Genomic DNA, 22035 nt, shown 5'->3' with positions numbered 1-22035 from the left:
TGCACGACTCGGGCCCGTCGCCACGCGACGGGCCCGAGTTCTCCCTAGTTCACCGCGCTCGCCGGGGCGGTGAAGGTATTGCACGCGAAGGTGCGATTCTCGTCGAGACCCAGCTCGAACCAGGCTCCGCCGTTCTGCGTGGTGCCGTGGTCGCGCATATCCCCCGGTGCGTCACCGCGATGGTAGGCGTCGTTGCGCGCGACACCGATCTGCGCCGCGGTGAGCGCCCCGCCGTCCCGGGAGGAAGACAGGTACATGCCGTCGAAACAGTTGGCCTGCAACTCGGTTCGGCGCGACAGTTCGAGACCGGTGTCGGAGCGGACGCCCGCCTCGCGGCGCTGCGCGTGCACCTTGCCGAGGATGCCGGACTGCGCCTGCACGTGATGGCCGTACTCGTGCGCGAACACCGACAGGTAGACCACCCAGTTGTTCTTGAAGACATCGGTCTGCAACTGGCTGATCGGCATGTAGATGGTCTTGTCGGCGGAGCAGTAGAAGGCCGCGAAATTGCTGCTGTTGCCGGTGCACAGCGTGGTGATGCCGGTGGTGGACGCGGTCACCGTGACCTTGGGCGCTTCGAAGGACAGACCCACCTCGGCGAATACCGCGCGCCAGCCCGATTCCAGGCAGGTGGCGGCGGAATCGAAGAAGGCGCGGGCCTGCTCCACCTGGGTGCTCCACGGCGCGTAATCGCAGTCCGCCGGAACGAGAGTGGCGTCGGTATCGGTGAGCAGCGGATTGCCCGCCGTCTCGGCGACGCCGAGCGCTCCGATATCCGGGCCGTAACCGGTGTCCACCGAGTCGCCCGCCCCGAGCTTGTCCACTCCGGCACTCAGGGCGGTGCGCAACAGCACACCGGTCACCACCACGATGACGATCAACAGCACTGTGCCCCAACGACGACGGCGCGGCGGCGGGGTCGGGTGCGCGGTCGGGCCGTACGGGGTGGGGCCCCGCGGCGCGGGCGGCTGCGTCGGCGGGCGCTGGTGCGGTGTGTAGCCGACCGGGGGGAGCGGGGGCGAGAGCGGAATGCCGTACGGCGATGCCTGCGGCCCGCCCGGTCCGGGATGCGGTTGATAGCCGGGCGGCGGTGGAAATCCCTGACGCTGTGGATAACCGGGACCGGGCCGTTGTGGATAACCCGGCTCCGAGCGCGGGCCGGGAGCGCCGGGACGGCGACCGGGCGGCGGCGGAACAGGCCGTCCACCAGGGGAAATCGGCCCCTGTCCGTACGGTGGTCGAGTCATTCCCCCGGACCCCCTCGTCACCTCGATATCACCGACAGCCGCTGAGGAAGGATAGCAAGCTGTCTAAAGTACCCTTCCATGCAGATTTTTCGGGGGGGCTTGGTCGTCGCGCTGCTCGCCCTGCTGGGCCTGCTCGCCCCGGCCGCCCAAGCCCAGCCCGCTCCGGACGGGGTGCGGATCGTCGCCGATGTCGATCTCGGCGATGACGGGCTGCTGCGGGTCACCGAGACGGTGACGGTGCCCGAGGGCGAGGAGTTCCGTCAGGTACTGCCGCTGCGCGTGCAGGTCAGCGAGAGTGTGGCGCGCACCTTCCGGGTGACCGACGTGCGCTCGGCCGGCGCCGGGGAGGCGACGGTGGCCGACGACCGCTTCACCATTACCGCGCGTCCCGGGGAGTCGACGTTCGAGTACACGGTGCACAACACGGTCAGCGATACCACCGGAGCGCAGGTGTTCCACTGGACCGGTGTGCTGAATACCGATGTGGCGTCGGTGGTGGCGACGGTGAGCAGTCCGGATTTCCGGATGGGCGTGACGAAGTGCACCATCGGGCCACCCGGACAGCCGCAGGACTGCGCGGATATCCGGGTCGAACCGGACGGTTTCGCCCATCTGGAGAAGACCGATCTGCGCAAGGGCGATGTCATCGACGTGACCCTGCAACTGCCGCCCGGGACGGTGGCGGCCAATGCCGATATCGACGATGCCGACGCGCCGGGTCCGTTCTCCGTCACGACTCCCGTGCTCGCCGCCTTCGCGGTCCAGTTGCTCGGGGTGGCGGTGGCCGCCGGATTCGTGGTGTGGTCGCGCAGGCAGGCGACACCGCAGCAGGCCGAGGCGGTCGATCCGCTGCTGCGCGAGGGCAATCGGGTGCTGTTCACCTCCCCGGCCGGGGTGCTGCCCGGTACGGCGGGGCTGCTGCTGGACGGCTACGTGGATCCCCGCGATCTCGCCGCGACGGTGGTGGATCTGGCGGTGCGGCGGTACCTGTGGGTGACGGCGATCGACGACACGGATTGGCGGATCACCCGCGTGAATCCGGCCGACGGACAGCTCACCGACCATGAGCGGGCGGTGTACGCGGCGCTGCTGCCGGAGGGTTCGGAGTCGGTGCTGCTGTCGGAACTGCGGGGGAGCTTGGACGCCACGGCGGTGCGCAAGGCGCTGGTGGCCGATGCGGTGGCGCAGGGACTGTATGTGGATCGCGCCCGGCGCGGGACGGAATTCTGGCTCGGCGTCGGGTTGGTCGCGGTCGGCGCGGCGGCCACCGTCGGCCTGGCGCTGGGGCCCGGTCACGCCCTGGTCGGGGTGGCGATCGCGCTCGGCGGTGTGGCGGCCCTGCTGCTCCCCCGCTATCTGCCCGCGCGCACCGCGGCCGGTCGCGAACTCACCGACCGCGTGCGCGGCATGCAGCGCGCCCTGGATGCGCTGTCGCGCGAGCAGATTCCGCCACCTGACCAGGAACTGGTCTTCTCCCGCGCACTGCCCTTCGCGGTGGCCGCGGGCCGCACCGACCATTGGACCCGCGCCTTCCGCGACCTCAACCCGAACTCGGACGGCCGTCCCGGCCTGTACTGGTTCGGCGGCTTCGAACGCGACCGCGACCTGTACCGGTTCGCCGGGCACTTCCCGTACTTCATCACGGTGCTGGAGGGGCTGTTCACACCCGGGAAGTAGTTCGCGCGGGGCTGGACACATCGACGTACACCCCGGGCGGCACCGGTCCCGGATACTCCCGGGCGTGGGCCAGAGACGCTCCCGACGCGATCAGCGAGCGCGAGTGGCGCGGCGGACGGCCGACAGCGGGTCGGCGTAGAAGACGCTCAGCGAGGTGACCGCGGCGGCGCTCTCCTGGACGCGGCCGCCGAAGCGGCTGATGCGCAGGTCGGCGTCGGGCAGGGTGGTGTTCTCGGTGAACGTCCGTGCGACACGGGCGATTCCGGGTTGGTAGCCGGTGAACGCCTGACCGCCCAGAATGACGCGGTCCGGGTTGAACATGTCGCGGATGAGCGCGGCGGTTCGGCCCAGTATCTCGGCTCGTTCGGCGAGCAGGTCGCGCGCGGCGGCATCGGTGTCGGCGGCCCGGTGGAGGTCGGTGATGCGGGGGCGGCGGTGCGCCTCGGGCTTGGGCAGGATGCCGTGGCGCACGGCGCGCGCGAGCAGTTCGCGCTCACCGACGGTGACCTCCAGGCAGCCGCGACGGCCACACGGGCATTCCACCTGCGAACCGGTGGGCAGATGCGCGATCGAGCCCGGACCGTTGGCGGGCGTATGCACCCGATCGTCCAATGTCACCGCCACACCGACGGTTTCGCGCGCGTAGAGGTAGAGACTGCTGCCGGGGCGGCTGTCCGTCTCGCGTGGCGTCAGCAGCAGTTCGGCGGCGGCCATCGCCTCCACATGCGCGGATACCGAAACCGGAAGGTCCAGTACGGAACTGAAGACGGCGGCGACCGGCGCGGACCGCCAGCCCAGCCGTGGGTGGTCGACCTCGCCGGCGGCGGCGTCCACCCGTCCCGATACGGCGACCCCGACCCACAGCGGCCGCCGGCGCGGTAGCCGGTCCAGGAAGGCTCGGGCACTGCGCGCGACTATGGTCAGCGCGGCCTGCTGCCCGGTCTGCGGCGTGGCGATCTCGAGGCCGCCCAGTATCCGGCCGGACAGATCCGCCGCGACGATCCGTGTGACACCGCAGCCGATATGCACCCCCACCGTCGCGAAGGAGTCGGTGTCGACCTCCACGGGCACCCGCGGGCGGCCGACCGCGCCGGAGACCGTGAGATCGGCCCGCTCCCGCAACAGCCCGGCCGAAAGCAGTGCGGACACTTGACGATTGACGGTGGCGATACTCGCGCCCGTGGTCCGGGCGGCGCTGTCGCGGAAGATGGGACCGCGCGCCGCGGCCCGCAGCACCGCGGCGGCCGGGTTGTCGGAGATGCGCAGTTCCGGCGGCACGGCGGGACGGGCCGGAGCCGGGCGGGTGGATACGGTCGGAGTATGCGGTCGCTCGAGGGCGGGGCTGGACATGACGCGAATTCCTTGCTGCGGTCCCGCACTCGGACGGGACATGTCGACAGGACGTATCGGCAGCGGCAGCGAGGATGCCCGAGGGCGATGGCGACCCGGGATCAGAACTCGACTGCGCGACGGCGGGAGCAACACAGCTCGCGCTGGCGCGGCAGCCGCACACCCAGCGCGACGGTCACATAGGTGACCCGCGTGGCGCGAGGGCGGCTGGCAGTCATGTCGAGCAACATAACATCCCACGAATCCGGCCCGCCAGCTTCGAACGCCGTCCCCCTGACCGTGGCGGGGGCGCGAGCGATACGGCATCGCGGTGCGGCGGCGGCCAGACCGCTGCCCCCGTCGCGACGACCGGGACCGCGCCAATCACGTTGTAGTTGCCAGAAATTCGCCCTGCACCGGTCAGTGAGACGTGTGGTTGCGTCGGCATCTTTCCGTTACTCTTTCGTCGAGAAAGTGTGACCTTGCGCTCATCTCGAGCACACGGGCATCGAATACCGGCAGGCGCGCCATCCGGAAGCAGGGAAGATCTACGTGGGCATTCGGCACAACCTGCGCACAGCGTCCGCCGCACGGTCCGATGCACTGGCACGCGACCTCCGTGACCTGCGGGGGCGGATCGGCATCCGGGCCCGGCTGCTGTCCATCGTGCTCATCTCCAGCGTCACCCTGCTGGCCATCGGCGGCGGCGCGGCCGTGTATCTGGTGGACGACGCGCGCAGCTCCACGGAATGGGCCGACCTGGCCAGCAGCACCACCGGCCCGGCCATCCTCATGATCTCGGCCTTCGAGGAGGAACGCCGGCTGTCCCTGCTGCGGCTGGCCGGTGACGAGGGCGCGGCCGCGCAACTGGCCACCGCGCGCCAGCAGTCCGATGCCGCGCTGGTCGCGCTGGAGGCCAAGGGCGATGCCGCCACCGAACTCAACCCGAACAACTCGGCGGCCGATATCGAGGGCTACAACCGGCTTTTCGAGATGGTGCCCACGCTGCGCGCCGGTATCGACGCCCTGCGGGTTCCGGCCGATCAGGTGTTCATCTTCTTCACCCAGGTGATCGGCACCATCATCGCCGCCTCCATGCTGGCGGCCCGGGTGGCCCCGGACGCCGAGATCGCGGTCGAACTGGGCTACGGCGTGGACGTGCTGCGCGCGGCCGAGGCGCTGTCGCAGGCCGACACGCTGGGCTCGGTGGCCCTGACCACAGGTGAGCTGACCGAACCGCAGCTCCTCGAATTCTCGCGCCGGGTGGGCGAATTCCGCGATCAGGTGGCCTACGCCGCCACGGTGCTGCAGGGGAAGCGGCTCGACCAGCTCAACGCCATCACGGCCGGTCCGGCCTGGCAGCAGGTCACAGCCATGCAGGACGCCGTCGTGCTGCGCGGCGCGGTCACCGACGGAGCCAAACCGAAAACCGCGCTCCCCCTCGATCTGGCCGGTTGGCAGTCGGCGACCGCGCAGGTCAATTCCGCGCTCCAGCAGCTGTGGGAAGACCAGAGCCGCGACGCCCACGCCGTCGCCAAGCAGCGCGGCACGGACGCCACCCGCGATGCCCTGCTCGGCGGCGGCGCGGTGCTGCTGGTCGCCACCATCGCCTTCCTGCTGGCACTGCTGTTGGCCAACCGATTCATCGGCCGGATGCGCCGATTGCGCCGCCACACCCTGGAATTGGCCGATGAGCGCATGCCCGAACTGATCCGCCGTGCTGGATCGGGCGCGGCCGTGGACGCCGAGCGGGACGCCGCCCGGCTGGACTTCGGCACCGATGAACTCGGCCAGGTGGCCGACGCCTTCAACCGCGCCCACGGGGCGGCGGTGGCGGCCGCGGTGGCGGAGGCCAAGACCCGCACGGGTATCAATGCCGTCTTCCTCAATATCGCCCACCGCAGCCAGGTGGTGGTGCACCGGCAGCTCGCCCTGCTGGACCGGGCCGAACGCGAGGAGACCGACGCCGATCAGCTCGAATTGCTGTTCCAGCTCGACCATCTCGCGACCCGGGCGCGCCGCAATGCCGAGAACCTGGTCATTCTCGGCGGTGAGCAGCCCGGCCGCCGCTGGCGCAATCCGGTGCTGCTGATCGACCTGATCCGCGGTGCGGTCGCCGAAAGCCTGGACTACACCCGGATCTCGACCGGGCGCATCCCCGAGGTGCGAATCGCCAGCAAGGCGGTGGCCGATGTGATCCACCTGCTGGCCGAGCTGATGGACAATGCGACCGCCTTCTCGCCACCCGAATCACCGGTCACGGTATCGGCGGTGGTGGTCGGCCGCGGGGTGGCGATCGAGATCATCGACCAGGGGCTCGGCATGTCGGAGGCCGAGTTCGCCGAACGCAATGCCATGCTCGCCGATGCTCCGGACTTCAGCGTGGCGACGCTGTCCGGCGATTCCCGGCTCGGGCTGTTCGTGGTGGCGAAATTGTCTGGACGACACGGGATCTCGGTGCGGCTGACCGAATCCGACTACGGCGGGGTGCGGGCGGTCGTGCTGGTGCCGCACCCGGTGCTGGAGGCCGCGCGGCCGGTCGACACCGACGTTCCCGAGGTCGGCGCCGTTCCCGATGTCATCGTTCCCATCGGGACGACCTCGGTGGATATGCGACGCCTGGCCGAGATCACCATGCCACCCATGCCGCCACTGCGGGCGTCACGGCCGGGCCTGCCGCCGCTGAGCCCTATCACCCTGATCGGCACCGTCGACATCGCGCCGTCCACCGCACCGCCATCGTCTGCCCGGCCGCTGCCGTCGCGGGACGACCGGCCGGAACTGCCCCGCCGCCACCGCCACTCCGGCCCGGAGGCGAACGCCGACCGCGCGGCGAACACCGACACCGCTGCCCCCGCCCCGCCGCGCCAGCGCACCGCCGACGAGGCGCGCGATCTCATGAGCGCGATAGCCAAGGGCACCCGCCAGGGTCGGCAGGCGCACCCCGACACCGCCCGCACCCCGAACGAATAGCTCTACCCACAGAAGGCGACAATGACCACTTCACAGCGAATCGACCTCGGCTGGCTGCTCGACGAACTGGTCAGCGGGCTGCCCGACGCGCAATCGGCGGTGCTGTTGTCCGCCGACGGCCTGCTGCTCGGCTTCACCAAGGGACTCGACCGCGCCGACGCCGACCGCTTCGGCGCCATGGCCTCGGCCCTGCACAGTCTGGCGCGCAGCGCCGGTCACCACTTCAAGGCCGGTGGGGTGTGTCAGACCGTGGTGGAACTCGATCACGCGGTGCTGTTCATCACCGCCGCCGGTGCGAACGCCTGCCTGGCCCTGCTGGCGGCCGAGACCGCCGATATGGGGCTGGTGGCCTACGAGATGAATCAGACGGTGCAGCGGGTCGGCACCCATCTGGCGGTGGATCCACGGTTCACGGCGGTCGACCGGCCACAGCCATGAGCGACGCGCGCGAGCACTGGTACGAGGAGGACGCGGGCCCGCTGGTCCGCCTCTACGCCGTCACCCGTGGTCGCGGCCGGGCCCGGCGGCCGGATCTGGACATGACGACGCTGGTGGTCGACATCCACCGGGGCGCGGCGTCGCGCCGCACCGAACCCGAGTACACGGCCATCATCGGGCTGTGCCGCACCCCGCTGTCGGTGGCGGAGGTGTCGGCGCATCTGCGGCTGCCGCTGACCGTGACCAAGGTGCTCATCGGTGACCTCATCGACGACGGGCGGCTGCTGCACCGGTCGCCGCCGCCCGCGCCGACCGGGCACGCCGACACCGGCGTCCTGCATACGCTGCTGGAGGGCATCCGAGCCCTGTGATCGGTCCCGGATGCCGTGCGGGACTAGCTCAATCGCGCGGCGAGACGGGTGGCGTTCATGTAGCCGATCGCCTCGATGGTCACCATGGGATTCACCCCCGGCGCGGTCGGGAAGCAGGAGCCGTCGGCGACGACGATATTGGCGACATCCCAGGTGACACCGTCCGGATCGACCGCCGACAGCTCGCGGGTGCCACCCATGCGCGCCGAACCCATGATGTGCAGCGCGCCCATCGCGCACCGCCCGGGCGCGTAGCCCGCCCGGCGGCACGCGGCGGCGAAGTCGTCGTGGGAGCCGCGCACCCCCGGCTCGTAGTCGATGCCCGCCTGATGTCCCGAGAAGATCCGGCGCGCTCCGGCGGCCTCGAGAATCGACGCGGCCCCGACGATTCCGGTGTGCAGATGCGCGGCGTCGTAGTCGGAGAGCCGATATTTCACGATCGGTTCACCGCTGCCGTCCACGGTGACGGTGCCCGGATCGCGGTCGCGGGTGATGACGCCGACCGAATTCGACCGGGCGAAGTCGAGCATGGTGTCCCGGAAGCCCGCCGCGCCGCGCCAGTTCATGAAGCCGGTGGCCAGTCCCGGATGGATCGGCCCGGTCTCGTAGATGACGCCGTAGCCCCGGCCGTCCAGGTCGGCGTGGTGGCGGCTGATCCGTCCCTGGAGCGCGCCCTCCCACGGGCGGATGTCCTCGTCGAATACCCCGAAGACGGCGGCGGCGGGATGCAGCCGCAGATATCTGCCGATGTTCTTGTTGCGCAGGCCGGATCGGCGCAGCAGCGCCGGTGTCTGGATGGCACCGGCGGCCACCACCACGGCGCGCGCCCGCACGTCGATCTCCATCCCGGTCGAGGTGCGTGCCGAAACAGACTCGGCGCGGCCGTTTTTCACCTCGATGCGGCGCACGTCGGCGTCGACCACCAGGCGCGCGCCGTGGGCGGCGGCGTCGGCGAGCCAGGTCTTGGTCACCGTCTGCTTGGCCCCGAGGCGGCAGCCGTAACCGCAGCGGCCGCATTCGACCCCGGCGTCACAGGCGTCGGAGACATTGCGCGGCAACGGATCCACCGCCCAGCCCAGCGCCCGTGCGCCGCGTTCGAGGACGCTGTCGCGGGCCGAGAGCGGCGAGCGCTGCTCGGTGACGCCGATCCGCTTGCGCACCACCTCGAGCGCGTCGCCGAATTCGGTGTCGGCGAACTGCGGGACGCCCAACTCGGCCCATTCCTGCCGGATGGCGTCCGGCGTCGGCAGCGAGGTGCTCCAGTTGACCACGGTGCCGCCGCCCAGACAGGTGCCCGCCACCAGCGTGAGCTGTCCCTCCGCGGTGGCGGACGGGCCGGGCGCGTACAGCTTCGTCAGCGCGTCGAGCTCGCCCGCGCCGAAATCGCGGTCGTCGTAATAGTTTCCGCGTTCCAGCAGCACCACGTCGAGACCGGCCTCGGCGAGCACCGCCGCCGCCACGCCGCCACCCGCACCCGATCCGACGATGACCACATCGCAGCTCAGCGAGGTGTTCTCGGTGAAACGCAGCGGGGTGAGCGCGGGCCGCGGGGACGACTGCAGCGGGCCGGTGGGCTCGGGGTAGCCGATGCGCCCCCAGAGCGGATTGGTTCCGGTCGGGCCGGGCGTGACGTTGTAGGCGAGCAGCGCCGCCTGTTTGAGCGCCTGGAATACGGCCCGCGCGGGCGCGAGGCCGGAGTCTCCGAGGCGCAGCAGCGCCTGTTCCCGCTGCTGCTGCGACAGCGACGAGAAGCGGCGCGGGCCGCTGCCGGTGAGCAGTCCGGCCAGCCGCGAATCCCACCGGTCCAGCAGCATGGCCAGTTGTTTCCGCTCGGCCTCGCGCGGATTGCGGCCCAGGATGGCGAAGATCGTGTCGACCGCCCCGAGTTCGGTCGCCGCGGGCAGGGACACCCCGTCCCCCGGCAGGAACGTATCGCAGATCATGCCCAGCGCCGCGCGCTGTCGGGCCGTTGGTTCCATGACGAATCCACCCTTCGTAACCGAGTGAGTTTTACCACGTTTTGTGAATACTCGGTCACTTTCATGGCAATGACAAGGTGTTAGCAAGATTTCTCCATGTGAACGCTGAATAACATCAGCCCCTGCACGCGTAGTACCGCCACGCAATGCCACATCCTGACCTTCGCGCACCACCTCGCCGGGCATCGGACCTGACCGGAGCAGGGTATTGATCCCCTACCTGCTTGTAGCACGTGGTGATGTGCAGGGGCCCGCCATGATCGTTGGCGAACAGCCATTCGTCCTTGTCGCGGCCGCGCAGTGGTAGGAGCGCGATAAACGCGTCCGGGTGCCCAGCTCGACGCCGGTGAGGCCGTCGATGTAGTCGTTGGCCGCCTGCGTGAGGGTCTGGATTGGCGCGGCCGGTTCGCCGTGACGCGGGTGGGGATGCTGGACATGGAGGAGAACCCCAATGCAGTCGGTCGGACAGGTGCGACGACATCTCCTCAGATGTCCGTTCTGTTGACCGCTGTTGTTGACGGCCCAGGTCGGTTGCGAAGAAGACCGTCTCCGACCTGGGCCGTCGTGGCGGACGATAGGGATTGAACTCTTCCGGGGGTACCGGCACCGAAATACATCGAGCTACACCGAATTGCCTGTGAGCAGTGTGGATAGCGCGCGGGAGGCGGGCAAGGTGCACGTAGATACACCCGGATACCTCAGCGGTGTTGCATGGCGAAGGGGTCCAGTCGCGATAGGTCGGCACGAGTCGCGCCAGCAGTCGCGCCATGCAATCCCGCAGGTGAGAGCCAATTACGCCAGTCGCGCCACGTGTGGGGGCTACCCGTCCAAGCGGCGCGAATGGTGGGCAGCGCCATCGGTCGGGTGTTGGTCCCGTCACCTGGCGCGATTGGCGCAACTGACCGTGACCAGCACGTTCTAAGTCGCCAAGGGTGGCGCGACTGCTGTCGCGCGGCTGTCGCGACAGCAGGTACCCCCGGCACGGTTGCAAGGAGCCGGGGGTGTCGGTGTGAAGTGCAGAAGGTTCAGCATCCGCTGATCAAGGTGCAGGCATCCAACGACCTCCTCCCCAGGTTGCCCGAGCTTCGGAGTGGCTTCGGCGGCTAGGCTTCGTCGGCCCTGGCGGGCGGCAAGTCATGCAGCGGTGGCATCGCGCGCCGCGCGTAGGTCTCTTCCGGATCCACGGTGATCACGTCGAGTTGCTTGACCAGCACACCCGGTATCTGTGCGCCCTCGAAGTGGTCCGGACTCGGGACTATCACCGCCTCCGCGTCCAAGCGAGTTGCTTGCGCCTTGAGCCTGGCGAGTGGTGGACGGCCGAACTTGGGGTCGTAGATCACCATGTCCGCGAAGTCGTAGCCGAGACGGTCGGCCAGGCGGCGAATTCGGCTCTGATCCCAGAGCAGCGCCATTCCGGACACGTCCGTTCGGACGTACCCGAGACATGTTGGCTTGTAATGCATTTCAGCACCTGACTGTTCGTAGTCGTTTGCTTGGTCGCTGTCCGGGGTGCGCCCGTAGTACTCCAGATAGACGCCCGTGCCGTCGTCCGGGCCGTCGTCGTAGGCGTTCGTTTCCAAGATGCCGCCCGAGAACTCATAGATCCTGCGGCGCGGGATCATCTCAGCCCCTCGTCTGTGGTCGGTCGGAATCTGCGGAAGGGCAGGCGGCCCAGCGATCGGCCGCAGCGGCGAACCGTGCCATCAGATCGACGGACGGCATAGGAACTGTCCAGGCCGTGAACCAGCGCGTTCCCGGCTTCCGTTGCAGTAGTTGATGATTCACGGTCTCTCCCCGGCAGGCGGTCACACGCTGGCGAGGCAGTTCGGGACCGAGCCGACTGCACCGGCCCCGAACGCCTGAATCGACGCTACGAACGAGCGAAACGGCCGGTACAGCGGTTTGCAGCATCTTGCAGCAAACTGGGCAAAACATCCCCCAATGAGCATCTGCGAGGAACCATAGAAAGTGCCGAAACACACGGCAGCACACCGCTAGACAGGAGACTGATCATGTCGGACGGACCGATCCTGCGACTGACGTACTTAGGCAAAGGTGGCTCGGATGTTGGCGAATGCCCCACGCTCTACGCGAGCGATCATGGAACGTACGTGATCATCGGATGGAGGACCGCAAGACCCGGAACGGTCGAAATCCCGCACCTACTGCTCGGGTTCGCCGAACCGGATACGTTCATCGGTACGCCGCTCACCGACACCGGGCGGGGCACGTTCACGCTCACCGGTCGGCCGATCACGGAAGCCGAAACGCTCGCTCAGATGAGCATCGAGCCCCACGAGACTGCTATCGAGGTACCCAAGACGGAAAGGGCTTTCTACGGTGCTCCTGCGGCCTAGAGACGAACCGGGACTATGGCCGAGCTTATTCGCGGAATGCCAGCGCTCGGCGTTCCATCTCGAACAGCGAGACACCTACGCCGTACCCGAAGAGGAGGAACGGATACGTCGCTATCTCTCCGGAGAGGAGGCCGTGCCCGCGCCTAGCCGGGAATGGCCGGATCTCATCGCGGATGCTCGCAGCCGGGGCGTAACGGTGTCCAGGGTGCGAGTGGTGACTGTGCCGCACACGGACTATCACCGTTGGTTGCTGTCCGTGACCGACGTACGGGTAAACGACGGCGAGGACATCCGCTATCTGCCGCGCCACCTCGCGGGCGAAGTGCCTTCGGACGACTGGTGGCTCATGGATGCCGAGCGGGTGGCGTACAACCTGGTCAACGGCGAGGGCCGCCCGGCGGGGCTCGCGGTGACCACCGATCCGCGGATTGCCGCGTACTGCGAGGAGGTACGGCAACGATTGTGGAAGCTGGCGATTCCATACGCCGATTACGTGGGTAGTGAGTTCGCAAAGCAATGACGAACAGCGTTTACGACGCACGCGAAGCTCTCGGGGCACGCCTCCGAGAGCTTCGCCGTGCCGCAGGGCTGACCGGCCGCCGCCTAGCCGAGCTGTCCGGCTGGCACGAATCGAAGGTGTCCAAGCTCGAATCCGCGATTACTAAGCCCAGTGACGCCGACCTACGAGCCTACTGCGAACACACAGGCAATAACGACCAGCTCCCCGACCTGTTGGCCACCCTCCACAACATTGACGCCGCGTACGTCGAATGGCGGCGAGTGCTCAGCACCGGACTCAAACGGCGGCAACAGAAGTCGCTACGAATCGAGGCCGAAGCTAAGGACATTCGCGTCTATCAACCGCAGATCGTTCCGGGACTCTTGCAGACACCCGAGTACGCAGAGGCGAAACTCCGGGCCGGGATCGAGTTCTACCGGATACCCAACGATCTCGCCGAGGGCGTCGCGAAGCGTATGGAGCGGCAACAGATCCTCTACAAACGCGATCACCGATTCCATTTCGTCATCGCTGAGCAAGCCCTACACGGAACCGTCGGCAACGACGAAGTGATGATCGGGCAGCTCGACCGACTAAGCGCGGCCATCGGCATGCCCCGCGTGACGATAGGCATTGTGCCCGCCCAGGCAGAGGTGCTCGTCGTCTCCAGCAACTTCGCGATGTACGACGACCGGTTGGTAATGGTCGAAGGCACGGCCGCAGAACTGACCATTACTCAGCCCCGCGAGATTGCCATATACGGACGCGCCTTCAATATTCTTGCCTCACAATCGGTTACCGGCAAGACTGCGCGAGCGTTGATCTACAAGGCGCGCGAAACGCGCTCGTAGCGGGCCGAGCACTTCCAATCTGTATCTCATTCTGTACCTATCCCTGGGTCTACGAGCCCTGGGGAGAAAGGACACTGGGCGCGGCTCTACCTGTGGTCACGATCAATGGCCTGCGGCACACACACGCAACCATCCTGCTGGAGCTGGGCGTCAATCCGAGGATCGTTCAGGAGCGACTCGGGCACACCACGATCACTACGACCATGAACGTCTACAGCCATGTGACGCCCACCATGAAACGGTCGGCGGCCGACTTGCTCGCTGGCGCGGTTACGGGCCGTGACGCAGGCTGACAGCGGACCCTTGTTGCATATCGTGTTGCATGGCCCGGAACGAGGAACACCCGCTACCAGCGTTTGAGCTGGTAGCGGGCGTTATCCCACTGGCGGAGGATAGGGGATTTGAACCCCTGAGGGCTGTTAACCCAACCCGCGTTCCAGGCGAGCGCCATAGGCCACTAGGCGAATCCTCCGCTGAGCAATATAGCGGCTGATCCGGGTGTACGGCAAAACGGGCAGCTGAGGGGCTATTTCTGTGGGAGGGCGGCGAGGGCCTTCTGGACCTGTTCCTTGGCGATCTGGCCGACTTCGTCGGTGCTGATCGTATCGGCGCTGGCGCGCGCGACGCTGATCTCCACCTTGACCGAGACATTGCTGTCGCGCACCGCGACGGTGTAGTCGAGGTTGTTGCGATAGCTGGAGTCGCGGGTCTCGGTGTGCCAGTAGCCCTCCTCGCCCAGGCCCGTCACATCGCCGGAGGCCAGGCCGCTGCCGGTGGAGCGGGTGTCGTATTCCTTCCAGCGCTTGTAGTCCGGATCGGGCTGGTAGTACTTGCTGCCCGCGGCCAGGAAGGACACCTCGAGTGTGATGTCGGCGTCATTGTCGACGTACTTGTCGGAGCTCGGCTCGGTGTAGCTCGCCTTGCACTCGAGCTTGCCGCCGGAGTAGGAGGTGGGCTGGGTCTCGGTGTGCGTCGGCGAGCCCTCCGGGGTGCGCGACCACCGGGTCAGCGCGGTCGGGTCGATCAGTGAGCAGGCGTTGGTGACATTGTCCATCGTGTACTTGCCGTCGGCATTGGCGTTCTCGGTCTCACCGCCGGCGGTGTTCGAGGAGTCGTCGCCACCGCTCATGAGGGCGATGCCGCCGATGGCGACAGCGACGATCACCACCAGGCCGATAATGCCGCCGACGATCAAACCGGCCTTGTTGCCGCCGGACGGCGGGGGCGTCGGATAGCCGGGGTAGCCGGGCTGGGGAGCCGGACCGGAGGTGTAGGGCTGCGCGGGTCCGGCGGCGAACTGCTGCACCGGGGCGGGGCCGGAGGTGTAGCCCGGCTGGTAGGTCTGCTGCGGGGGCGGCGTGTAGCCCATGCCCCCGCCGTAGTTGAGCATGGTGGGATCCGGTGCGGATGGCTGCGGCGCACCCTGGTTGAGCATGGTCGGGTCCGGAACCTGTTGTCCCGGCGCGTAGTTCAGCATGGTCGGATCACCGGCGGCCGGCTGGGCATCGGCTGCGGCGGGTGGGGTGGACCACCACTGGGCCGTCTCGGAGTGGTTTCCGGGGTTCTGCTCGCCGCCCGGTGGTGGATTCGTGCCTGTCACTGCCTGTTCCCCTCGATGTAGAGCGGGCCCTCCCCGCAATGTCCGACAGATCGTAGCGACCCCGAGCGGCGGGCGGCTCGGTGAGCGGCTACACTGGCCGACGGATCCAGCGCGGCGCGCATCCTGTGAACTCCCCCAGGGCCGGAAGGCAGCAAGGGTCAACGGGCTCTGCCGGGTGCGCTGGGTCCCCTTTCATTTCCGGGCCGGTTTTCTCCGGTCGCCGATCGGCTCCGCGTATATCCCTCCCACTTCCGCCTGCTCGCCGAGTAACGTGGGCGGCTGGGTCCGCGGACCCCCATCGCGGACCCCAAGGAAATCGACCCCACGCCGTTGGAAAGGCCCGAGGATGCCCCGGCAGACGCAAATCGGTTTGATGAGCCATGCGGAACTCGTATCGGAACACGAGACGCAGGACGCGAACTACGCGAAGCTCAAGACCGAGAAGCTCACGCTGGATCTGACCCGGGGTAAGCCCGCGCCCGAGCAGCTGGATCTGTCCGCGGATCTGCTCTCGCTGCCGGGCGCCGACGACTACCGGGACGGTTCGGGCACCGATGTGCGCAATTACGGCGGACTGCACGGTCTGCCGGAGCTGCGCGCCATCTTCGGCGAACTGCTGAACATCCCGGTGGAGAATCTGCTGGCGGGCAACAATGCCAGCCTGGAGATCATGCACGACATGGTCGTGTTCGCCATGCTGCACGGCACCGCGGATTCGGAGCGGCCGTGGGTGCAGGAGCCGGTGCGCAAATTCCTGTGCCCGGCACCGGGTTACGACCGGCATTTCGCCATCACCCAGTCGCTCGGCTTCGAGATGATCCCGATCCCCATGCGCCACGACGGTCCGGACGTGCACGCCATCGCCGAGTTGGTGGCCGCCGATCCGACCGTCAAGGGGCTGTGGGCGGTGCCGAACTACTCCAACCCCACCGGTGTCACCTTCTCCGAAGAAGTAGTGCGCGAACTGGTTTCGATGCCGACCGCGGCCGCCGACTTCCGGCTGTTCTGGGACAACGCGTACGCCGTGCATCCGCTGACCGATACCGCCGACCCGGTGCTGGACGTGCTGGGCATGGCGGGTGCCGCCGGTAACCCCAACCGTCCCTTCGTCTTCGCCTCCACCTCGAAGATCACCTTCGCGGGTGCGGGCGTCAGCTTCGTCGGCGCGTCCACCGCCAACCTGGACTGGTATCTGAAGCACGCCGCAAAGCAGAGCATCGGCCCCGACAAGGTGAATCAGCTGCGTCACCTGCGCTTCTTCAAGGACGCCGAGGGCGTGCGCACGCATATGCAGAAGCACCGCGCCATCCTGGAGCCGAAGTTCGCACTGGTGCTGCGCATTCTGGAGGACCGTCTCGGCGCGTCCAAGGTGGCGTCGTGGACCGAGCCCAAGGGCGGCTACTTCATCAGCCTCGACGTGCTGGAGGGCACCGCCAGCCGGGTGGTGGCGCTGGCCAAGGACGCGGGCATCGCGCTGACCCCGGCCGGTGCGTCCTTCCCGTACGGTAGGGACCCCGACGACAAGAACATCCGCATCGCCCCCAGCTTCCCCAAGGAGGCGGAACTCGAGAAGGCCATGGACGGCCTGGCGACCTGCGTGCTGCTCGCCGCCACCGAGAAGCTGCTCGCGGACGGCAAGTAGGGCACATGCCACGGACATGACCACGAATGCCAGCGGCGCGCACCGTTGCCCGGTGCGCGCCGCTGGCTTCTCTGAATGAACCTTCTCCGAATGAACTTTCTCCGAATGAACTCAGCCGTCAGGCGGGTTTGTGCGCGAGGACGGCGAAGATGGTCACCGACAGGTGGATATCGCCGGAGGCCGCACCGGCCTCCAGGTCCGCCACCAGCTGGTCGCGCTGCTCCTGGGTGATGGCCCGGCGGGCGACGGCCATATCGGCGACGCGGGCGACCAGTGCGCCCGCGCCCGCACTGCGGTCTTGGACCAGCGCGTGCGAGCCGATGTCGTCGATGACCAGTCCCGCCCGGGTGAGCTGCCCGGCGAGCTGGCGGCCCGCGTACGGATTGGTGGTGCTGGCGATCATGGTGTCGATGACCTCGTTCACCACGCGGCGGTCGCCGGGGTGCACGATGGCGGTGCCCCAATCGCTGTCCATCACCACGACGCGACCGCCGGGCGCGAGCACGCGGGCGATCTCACCGGCGGCGCGGGTGGGCGCGGTGAGGTGCTGGAAGACCCGTTCACACAGGGCGACGTCGAAGGTGTCATTGCCGAACGGCAGCCCGTAGGCGTCACCGGACATGAATTTCGCGCTGGAGCCGTGGTTGGCGGCCCGCCGTTCGGCGGCGGCCAGCAGGGCCGGGTCGGGTTCGACGCCCATGGCCAGGCCGGTGGGGCCGACCCGGTCGGCGAAGGTCAGCACCTCGGACCCGGCGCCGGAGCCGATGTCGAGGGCGCTTTCGCCGGGCTGCGGGGCGAGCGCCTCATGGGCCCAGTGCCGCAGGCTGCGGATGGCGGGTAGTGCCGCGCGTAGGTCGCGGACGTCGACGAGTTGGTCTTGGCCGTTCTTGTCGAACCGATCCGGTGCCAGCCCGGACCGCGTGCCGTTATGCGGCACGGAGCCCACTGTGGGGGAGGCCATAGTGTCAGGCATGGGCCGAGCCTACTTGTGTTCGGGGACGACGCATCACATGGTCTGTGATATGCGTCACGATAGCGCTCTTCGCCCGGTTGCGCACGGATGCGGTCGCCGTCGCACCCCTTCTCGCTCGACAGTGCGTGCCGAAGTGCGATGATCGATGCCATGGCGACCCGCAAGCTGTGTATCGCGCAGGATCCGCAGGCCGATGAGCTGCTCTCCACCGACGACTTCGCATTGCTCGTCGGCATGGCCCTGGACCAGCAGTTCCCCATGGAGCACGCGTTCCGCGGCCCGCAGAAGATCGCGGACCGGATGGGCGGTTTCGACATCCACCGCATCGCCGCCGCCGATCCCGCCGAGTTCGAGGAGATCGGGGCCACGCCGCCCGCCATCCACCGCTACGGGCGCTCCATGGCGCGGCGGGTGCAGGAGTTGGCGCACTACATCATCGAGCACTACGACGGCCGCACCGCCGGTCTGTGGACCGACGGCGACCCGGACGGCAAGGAAGTCCTGAAGCGACTCAAGGCCCTGCCCGGTTTCGGTGACCAGAAGGCCCGCATCTTCCTGGCGCTGCTGGGCAAACAGGACGGCTTGGCGGCGAAGGGCTGGCGCGAGGCCGCCGGTGCCTACGGCGAGCAGAACTCCCGACGCTCGGTCGCCGACGTCACCGACGCCGAATCTCTCGCCCAGGTCCGCGAGTTCAAGAAGCAGGCCAAGGCCGCCGCCAAGGCGGGCTGACCGGATCCGCCGCCCGCCGAGTCCGGACACGGTCGGGCCACGCGGCGAGGGGGCGGCTGTAAGTCCGATCGTGACCGACGCTCACGAAGGAGTTGTGCGCCCCGAGCGCAGCGCGGCGACCACCTCGGTCACGGCCGTGGACAGCAGACGGACGTAGGCGTCGGGGTCCGGGATGACGACCGGATCGGCGTGCACCGAGAAGGTGACCGTGTCCCCGAGACCGTGGATGCCGTGAGTGAGGTGCATGACGGATCCCAGGGCCGGAAACCCGGCGGTGAAGTGGACGCGGCCGTTGCCGAGGGTCAGGTCGGCGGGGCCGCGGTGGACGCTGGAGACGACGGTGTGGCCCGAGACCTGGTCGGGGAGGATGTCGATCGGGTAGGTGGTGACGTCGCGGTGCAGGATCGGGGCCGGGAGGGCGGCGGTCACCGCGTCCTGGGCGGCGTGCAGGGGGTGGGTCGCCCGGGTGCGGCGGGAGGCCATGGTCGCGGCGATGCGGTCGGCCCGACGGCACAGGTCGGGTTCGTCGATGGCGAGGTCTACCGAGAGGTCGCGGTAACTGTTGCGGCGGCCGCCGGAGTCGCCGGAGACGGCCATGGGAACCTGAGCGCCGAGGGCGTCGGCTGGCCGGCCCCGGGCGCTGAGGTAGCGCTGCAGGGTCAATGACACCGCGGTGAGTGCGGCGACGGTGACGGTGTACCCGGGGGTGCGCAGGTCGGCCACGTCATACACGCGAACACGGACCGCGTGGGCGGGGACCGAGCCCGTGCCGTGCAGCAGATTCGGCGGGTAGCCGGGCGATGGTGGCGGAAGTTCGCCCCGCACGGTCAGCTCCCCCAGCTCGCGCTGCGCGCGGTAGGCGGTGTAGCCGCGAAAGACGGTGCGGGCCATGCCTATCGGTATGGCGGGCAATGCGCTTGCCGCCGCGAGCCAACTCGTCGCGCGATCCGGGAACACGGCGGACCACCACGCGGCCAGGCTGCCGCTCCCGTCCGTCCGACCCACGTCGTTCGCACAGTCTGTTCTCGCGTCATTCTCGCTGAGCGGCAAGGGGAACGGCGCTCCCCCGTCGTGCTCGGTGAACAGCGCGCGGGCGAGGGCGGCGGCGTGGCGGCCGTCGGCGAGGGCGTGGGAAACCTGGAGGACCGCGATCAGGGCGGGGCCGTTCATGGTCGGGGCATCGGTTATGCCGCGGAACAGATGCAGCCGCCAGGGACGGTCGGCGGCGTCGAGACCGGTGCCCACGAGTTTGCCGAGGGCAGCAAGAAGTTCAGACCAGTCGGATTTATCGAGAGTGTGCTCGAGGAGCTGGCTGTCAGCGAACTCGCAGGGCGTCCAACGTGGATACGCAAGGTTCGCAGGAACGTCCAGCACCCGGACCAGCAAATCTGGAATGCGGGTGGTTCGCTCGGCAATGGCGGTACGCAATTCCGCTGTGGGCACACCGGTATCGGCGAAGCAGTACAGCAGGAACAAATCATTGCGGGTGCGGGTGGACAGCCAGTACATGGTCGCGTCCCGAGGCGCCAGCGAGTTCACGCCCGCGACCATATCGGCCGGAATTCCGGCCCGACCCAACGGCACTGCGTGCTACCGTCTGTAGTAGAAGTATTTCACTCTCCTGCGGGGGCGGGGTGACCGCGAATGGCAACTTCACGTGCGGGCCGTCGAGCGGCCGAACAAGCCGATGCCATGGATGCGCGGTATCAAGCCGCCGCATTCCTGAAGCGATCCATCAACAAGGTGTTTCCGACCCACTGGTCGTTCCTGCTGGGTGAGATCGCGCTCTACACCTTCATCATCCTGCTGCTCTCCGGCGTGTATCTGACGTTGTTCTTCGACCCGTCGATGGCGCACGTCGTCTACGACGGCACCTACCAGCCGCTGCGTGGCGTCACCATGTCACGCGCCTACGAGTCCACACTGGAGATCTCCTTCGATGTGCGTGGCGGACTGTTCGTGCGGCAGGTACACCATTGGGCCGCACTGCTTTTCACTGCGTCCATGATCGTGCACCTGTCCCGCGTCTTCTTCACCGGTGCGTTCCGGCGACCGCGCGAGGCCAACTGGGTACTCGGCTCGCTGCTGCTGATCATCGCCATGTTCGAGGGCTTCTTCGGCTACTCGCTGCCCGACGATCTGCTCTCCGGCACCGGGCTGCGCGCCGCCTTCGCGGGCATCACCATGAGCACGCCGATCATCGGCACCTGGTTGCACTGGCTCATGTTCGGCGGGGACTTCCCGGGGACCATCATCATTCCGCGGCTCTACATCGCGCACGTGCTGCTGTTCCCCGGCATCATGATCGCGCTGGTGGCCGCGCACATCGCGCTGGTCTGGTACCAGAAGCACACGCAGTACCCCGGCCCGGGACGCACCGAACGCAATGTGATCGGCACCCGCATCGTGCCGGTTTTCTCGCTGGACCAGGGCGCGTTCTTCGCGTTCAACCTGGCGATCCTCGCCTTCATGGGCGGGCTGTTGCAGATCAATCCGATCTGGAATCTGGGGCCGTACAACCCCTCCCAGGTGTCGGCGGGTACGCAGCCGGACTTCTACCTCATGTGGACCGACGGATTCCTGCGCCTGTTCCCGCCGTGGGAGCTGTACATCTTCGGCCATACCGTGCCCGGCGCGTTCGCGGTGGCCATCCTCATGCCGCTGATCTTCGTACTGCTCATCGCCTATCCGTGGATCGAGAAGCGGCTCACCGGCGATCGCGCCCACCACAACCTGCTGCAACGCCCCCGGGACGTGCCCACCCGCACGGCGATCGGGGCCATGTCGCTGACCTTCTACCTCGTGCTCACGCTGGCCTGCGTCAACGACATCATCGCGCTGGGATTCCATATCTCGCTCAATGCGACGACCTGGGGATTCCGTTTCGCCCTGCTCCTGCTGCCGCCGCTGGCCTACTACGTGGCCTACCGGCTCTGCCTGGGCCTGCAACGCAGTGACCGCGCGATTCTCGACCACGGTATCGAAACCGGTGTGGTGCGCCGACTTCCGCACGGCGAGTACATCGAACTGCACCAGCCCCTGGGCCCCGTCGACGCCCACGGCCACCCGATCCCGCTGGAATACCAGGGTGCCCGCGTCCCCCGAAAGATGAACGAACTGGGCATAGCGGGCCGCCCCGGCACCGGCGCCTTCTTCCGCCCCGACCCCGACGCCGAGCGCGACCTACACCGCGCCACCGAACAAGAGGAAGAACACAAACAGCTGGCCGTCCTCCGCCGCGCCCAGGAAGAAGGCAACGGCCACCACACCGATTGACCCCCGCACCCCCCGACCCCGACCGTCACGCTCCGGGTTCGCGGCGCGTCTCGGTTCTGGACCGAGCGAAGCGGAGGGCAAAAAACACAGCCCC

At 68.1% G+C, this 22035-nt stretch carries 18 protein-coding genes, 1 tRNA gene and 1 other RNA gene; 12 read left to right on the top strand and 8 right to left on the bottom strand.

The window, feature by feature from the left end; genetic code table 11:
* Positions 1–44 precede the first annotated feature (44 nt).
* Entirely contained in the window at positions 45–887 is an 843-nt protein-coding gene (locus tag ON31_RS01890; protein ID WP_051036669.1) for a neutral zinc metallopeptidase, read from the bottom strand.
* Positions 888–1325: 438 nt separating this feature from the next.
* Here ON31_RS01890 and ON31_RS01885 point away from each other — a divergent pair, with 438 nt between their 5' ends.
* Entirely contained in the window at positions 1326–2924 is a 1599-nt protein-coding gene (locus ON31_RS01885) for a DUF2207 domain-containing protein (RefSeq protein WP_039808657.1), read from the top strand.
* A gap of 90 nt (positions 2925–3014) precedes the next feature.
* Here the strand turns inward: ON31_RS01885 and ON31_RS01880 are convergent, their stop codons facing one another.
* Positions 3015–4274: an ROK family protein gene (locus ON31_RS01880; RefSeq protein WP_039808655.1), complete on the bottom strand. Its 1260-nt coding sequence runs from the start codon at positions 4272–4274 to the stop codon at positions 3015–3017.
* A gap of 531 nt (positions 4275–4805) precedes the next feature.
* Between ON31_RS01880 and ON31_RS01875 the strand changes: the two genes are divergently transcribed.
* Genes ON31_RS01875 through ON31_RS01865 form a run of 3 tightly spaced genes read left to right on the top strand, consistent with a single transcriptional unit; the run spans position 4806 to position 8035 of the window.
* Positions 4806–7226, top strand: coding sequence for a sensor histidine kinase (locus ON31_RS01875; RefSeq protein ID WP_051036665.1), 2421 nt, complete (start codon positions 4806–4808; stop codon positions 7224–7226).
* A 21-nt stretch (positions 7227–7247) separates the two neighbouring features.
* On the top strand, positions 7248–7664 hold the full coding sequence (locus tag ON31_RS01870) for a roadblock/LC7 domain-containing protein (protein ID WP_039808653.1): 417 nt from the start codon (positions 7248–7250) through the stop codon (positions 7662–7664).
* Positions 7661–8035 (top strand): DUF742 domain-containing protein, encoded by a 375-nt coding sequence (locus ON31_RS01865; protein WP_039808651.1) that lies wholly within the window; start codon positions 7661–7663, stop codon positions 8033–8035. Before ON31_RS01870 ends, ON31_RS01865 begins: the two co-directional genes overlap by 4 nt.
* A 23-nt stretch (positions 8036–8058) precedes the next feature.
* Here the strand turns inward: ON31_RS01865 and ON31_RS01860 are convergent, their stop codons facing one another.
* Positions 8059–10014 (bottom strand): GMC family oxidoreductase, encoded by a 1956-nt coding sequence (locus ON31_RS01860; protein ID WP_039808649.1) that lies wholly within the window; start codon positions 10012–10014, stop codon positions 8059–8061.
* Between the two features lie 1103 nt (positions 10015–11117).
* Positions 11118–11636 carry a hypothetical protein gene (locus tag ON31_RS01855; RefSeq protein ID WP_255221947.1) on the bottom strand — a complete coding sequence of 173 codons (519 nt, stop codon included), beginning with the start codon at positions 11634–11636 and terminating at the stop codon, positions 11118–11120.
* A gap of 390 nt (positions 11637–12026) precedes the next feature.
* Between ON31_RS01855 and ON31_RS01850 the strand changes: the two genes are divergently transcribed.
* From ON31_RS01850 to ON31_RS35375, 4 genes are all read left to right on the top strand, one after another.
* Positions 12027–12371, top strand: coding sequence for a hypothetical protein (locus tag ON31_RS01850; RefSeq protein WP_255221946.1), 345 nt, complete (start codon positions 12027–12029; stop codon positions 12369–12371).
* Positions 12355–12891 carry a DUF6879 family protein gene (locus tag ON31_RS38480; protein ID WP_370450373.1) on the top strand — a complete coding sequence of 179 codons (537 nt, stop codon included), beginning with the start codon at positions 12355–12357 and terminating at the stop codon, positions 12889–12891. Before ON31_RS01850 ends, ON31_RS38480 begins: the two co-directional genes overlap by 17 nt.
* On the top strand, positions 12888–13721 hold the full coding sequence (locus ON31_RS01840; RefSeq protein WP_051036663.1) for a helix-turn-helix domain-containing protein: 834 nt from the start codon (positions 12888–12890) through the stop codon (positions 13719–13721). The genes ON31_RS38480 and ON31_RS01840 overlap by 4 nt, the downstream gene beginning before the upstream one ends.
* Before the next feature lie 92 nt (positions 13722–13813).
* Positions 13814–14014 (top strand): tyrosine-type recombinase/integrase, encoded by a 201-nt coding sequence (locus ON31_RS35375; RefSeq protein ID WP_039808647.1) that lies wholly within the window; start codon positions 13814–13816, stop codon positions 14012–14014.
* Positions 14015–14104: 90 nt separating this feature from the next.
* Here ON31_RS35375 and ON31_RS01830 read toward each other — a convergent pair.
* Positions 14105–14193 (bottom strand) — tRNA-Ser (locus ON31_RS01830).
* 54 nt (positions 14194–14247) lie between these two features.
* Positions 14248–15321, bottom strand: coding sequence for a hypothetical protein (locus ON31_RS01825; protein WP_039808645.1), 1074 nt, complete (start codon positions 15319–15321; stop codon positions 14248–14250).
* Positions 15322–15420: 99 nt separating this feature from the next.
* Here ON31_RS01825 and ffs point away from each other — a divergent pair.
* Positions 15421–15515: signal recognition particle sRNA small type (gene ffs / locus ON31_RS35190), an RNA gene on the top strand.
* A gap of 152 nt (positions 15516–15667) precedes the next feature.
* A complete protein-coding gene (locus ON31_RS01820; RefSeq protein ID WP_039808643.1) occupies positions 15668–16963 on the top strand; it encodes an aspartate aminotransferase type Ic in 1296 nt (431 codons plus the stop codon).
* A gap of 118 nt (positions 16964–17081) precedes the next feature.
* Here ON31_RS01820 and ON31_RS01815 read toward each other — a convergent pair whose 3' ends face one another.
* Positions 17082–17924: a methyltransferase domain-containing protein gene (locus tag ON31_RS01815; RefSeq protein WP_085996321.1), complete on the bottom strand. Its 843-nt coding sequence runs from the start codon at positions 17922–17924 to the stop codon at positions 17082–17084.
* 162 nt (positions 17925–18086) lie between these two features.
* On the opposite strand from ON31_RS01815, the gene ON31_RS01810 reads away from it, so the two are divergent.
* A complete protein-coding gene (locus ON31_RS01810) occupies positions 18087–18665 on the top strand; it encodes an HhH-GPD-type base excision DNA repair protein (RefSeq protein ID WP_029932856.1) in 579 nt (192 codons plus the stop codon).
* A gap of 81 nt (positions 18666–18746) precedes the next feature.
* On the opposite strand, the gene ON31_RS01805 is transcribed toward ON31_RS01810, so the two are convergent.
* Positions 18747–20204 carry a wax ester/triacylglycerol synthase domain-containing protein gene (locus ON31_RS01805; protein WP_169334991.1) on the bottom strand — a complete coding sequence of 486 codons (1458 nt, stop codon included), beginning with the start codon at positions 20202–20204 and terminating at the stop codon, positions 18747–18749.
* A gap of 105 nt (positions 20205–20309) precedes the next feature.
* Between ON31_RS01805 and qcrB the strand changes: the two genes are divergently transcribed.
* Positions 20310–21941 (top strand): cytochrome bc1 complex cytochrome b subunit, encoded by a 1632-nt coding sequence (gene qcrB, locus ON31_RS01800; RefSeq protein WP_039808638.1) that lies wholly within the window; start codon positions 20310–20312, stop codon positions 21939–21941.
* The last annotated feature ends 94 nt before the right edge of the window (positions 21942–22035 follow it).

Source organism: Nocardia otitidiscaviarum NBRC 14405, assembly GCF_000308635.1.
Taxonomy (GTDB): Bacteria; Actinomycetota; Actinomycetes; order Mycobacteriales; family Mycobacteriaceae; genus Nocardia; species Nocardia otitidiscaviarum.
This window is presented reverse-complemented; position numbering and strand designations above follow the sequence as displayed.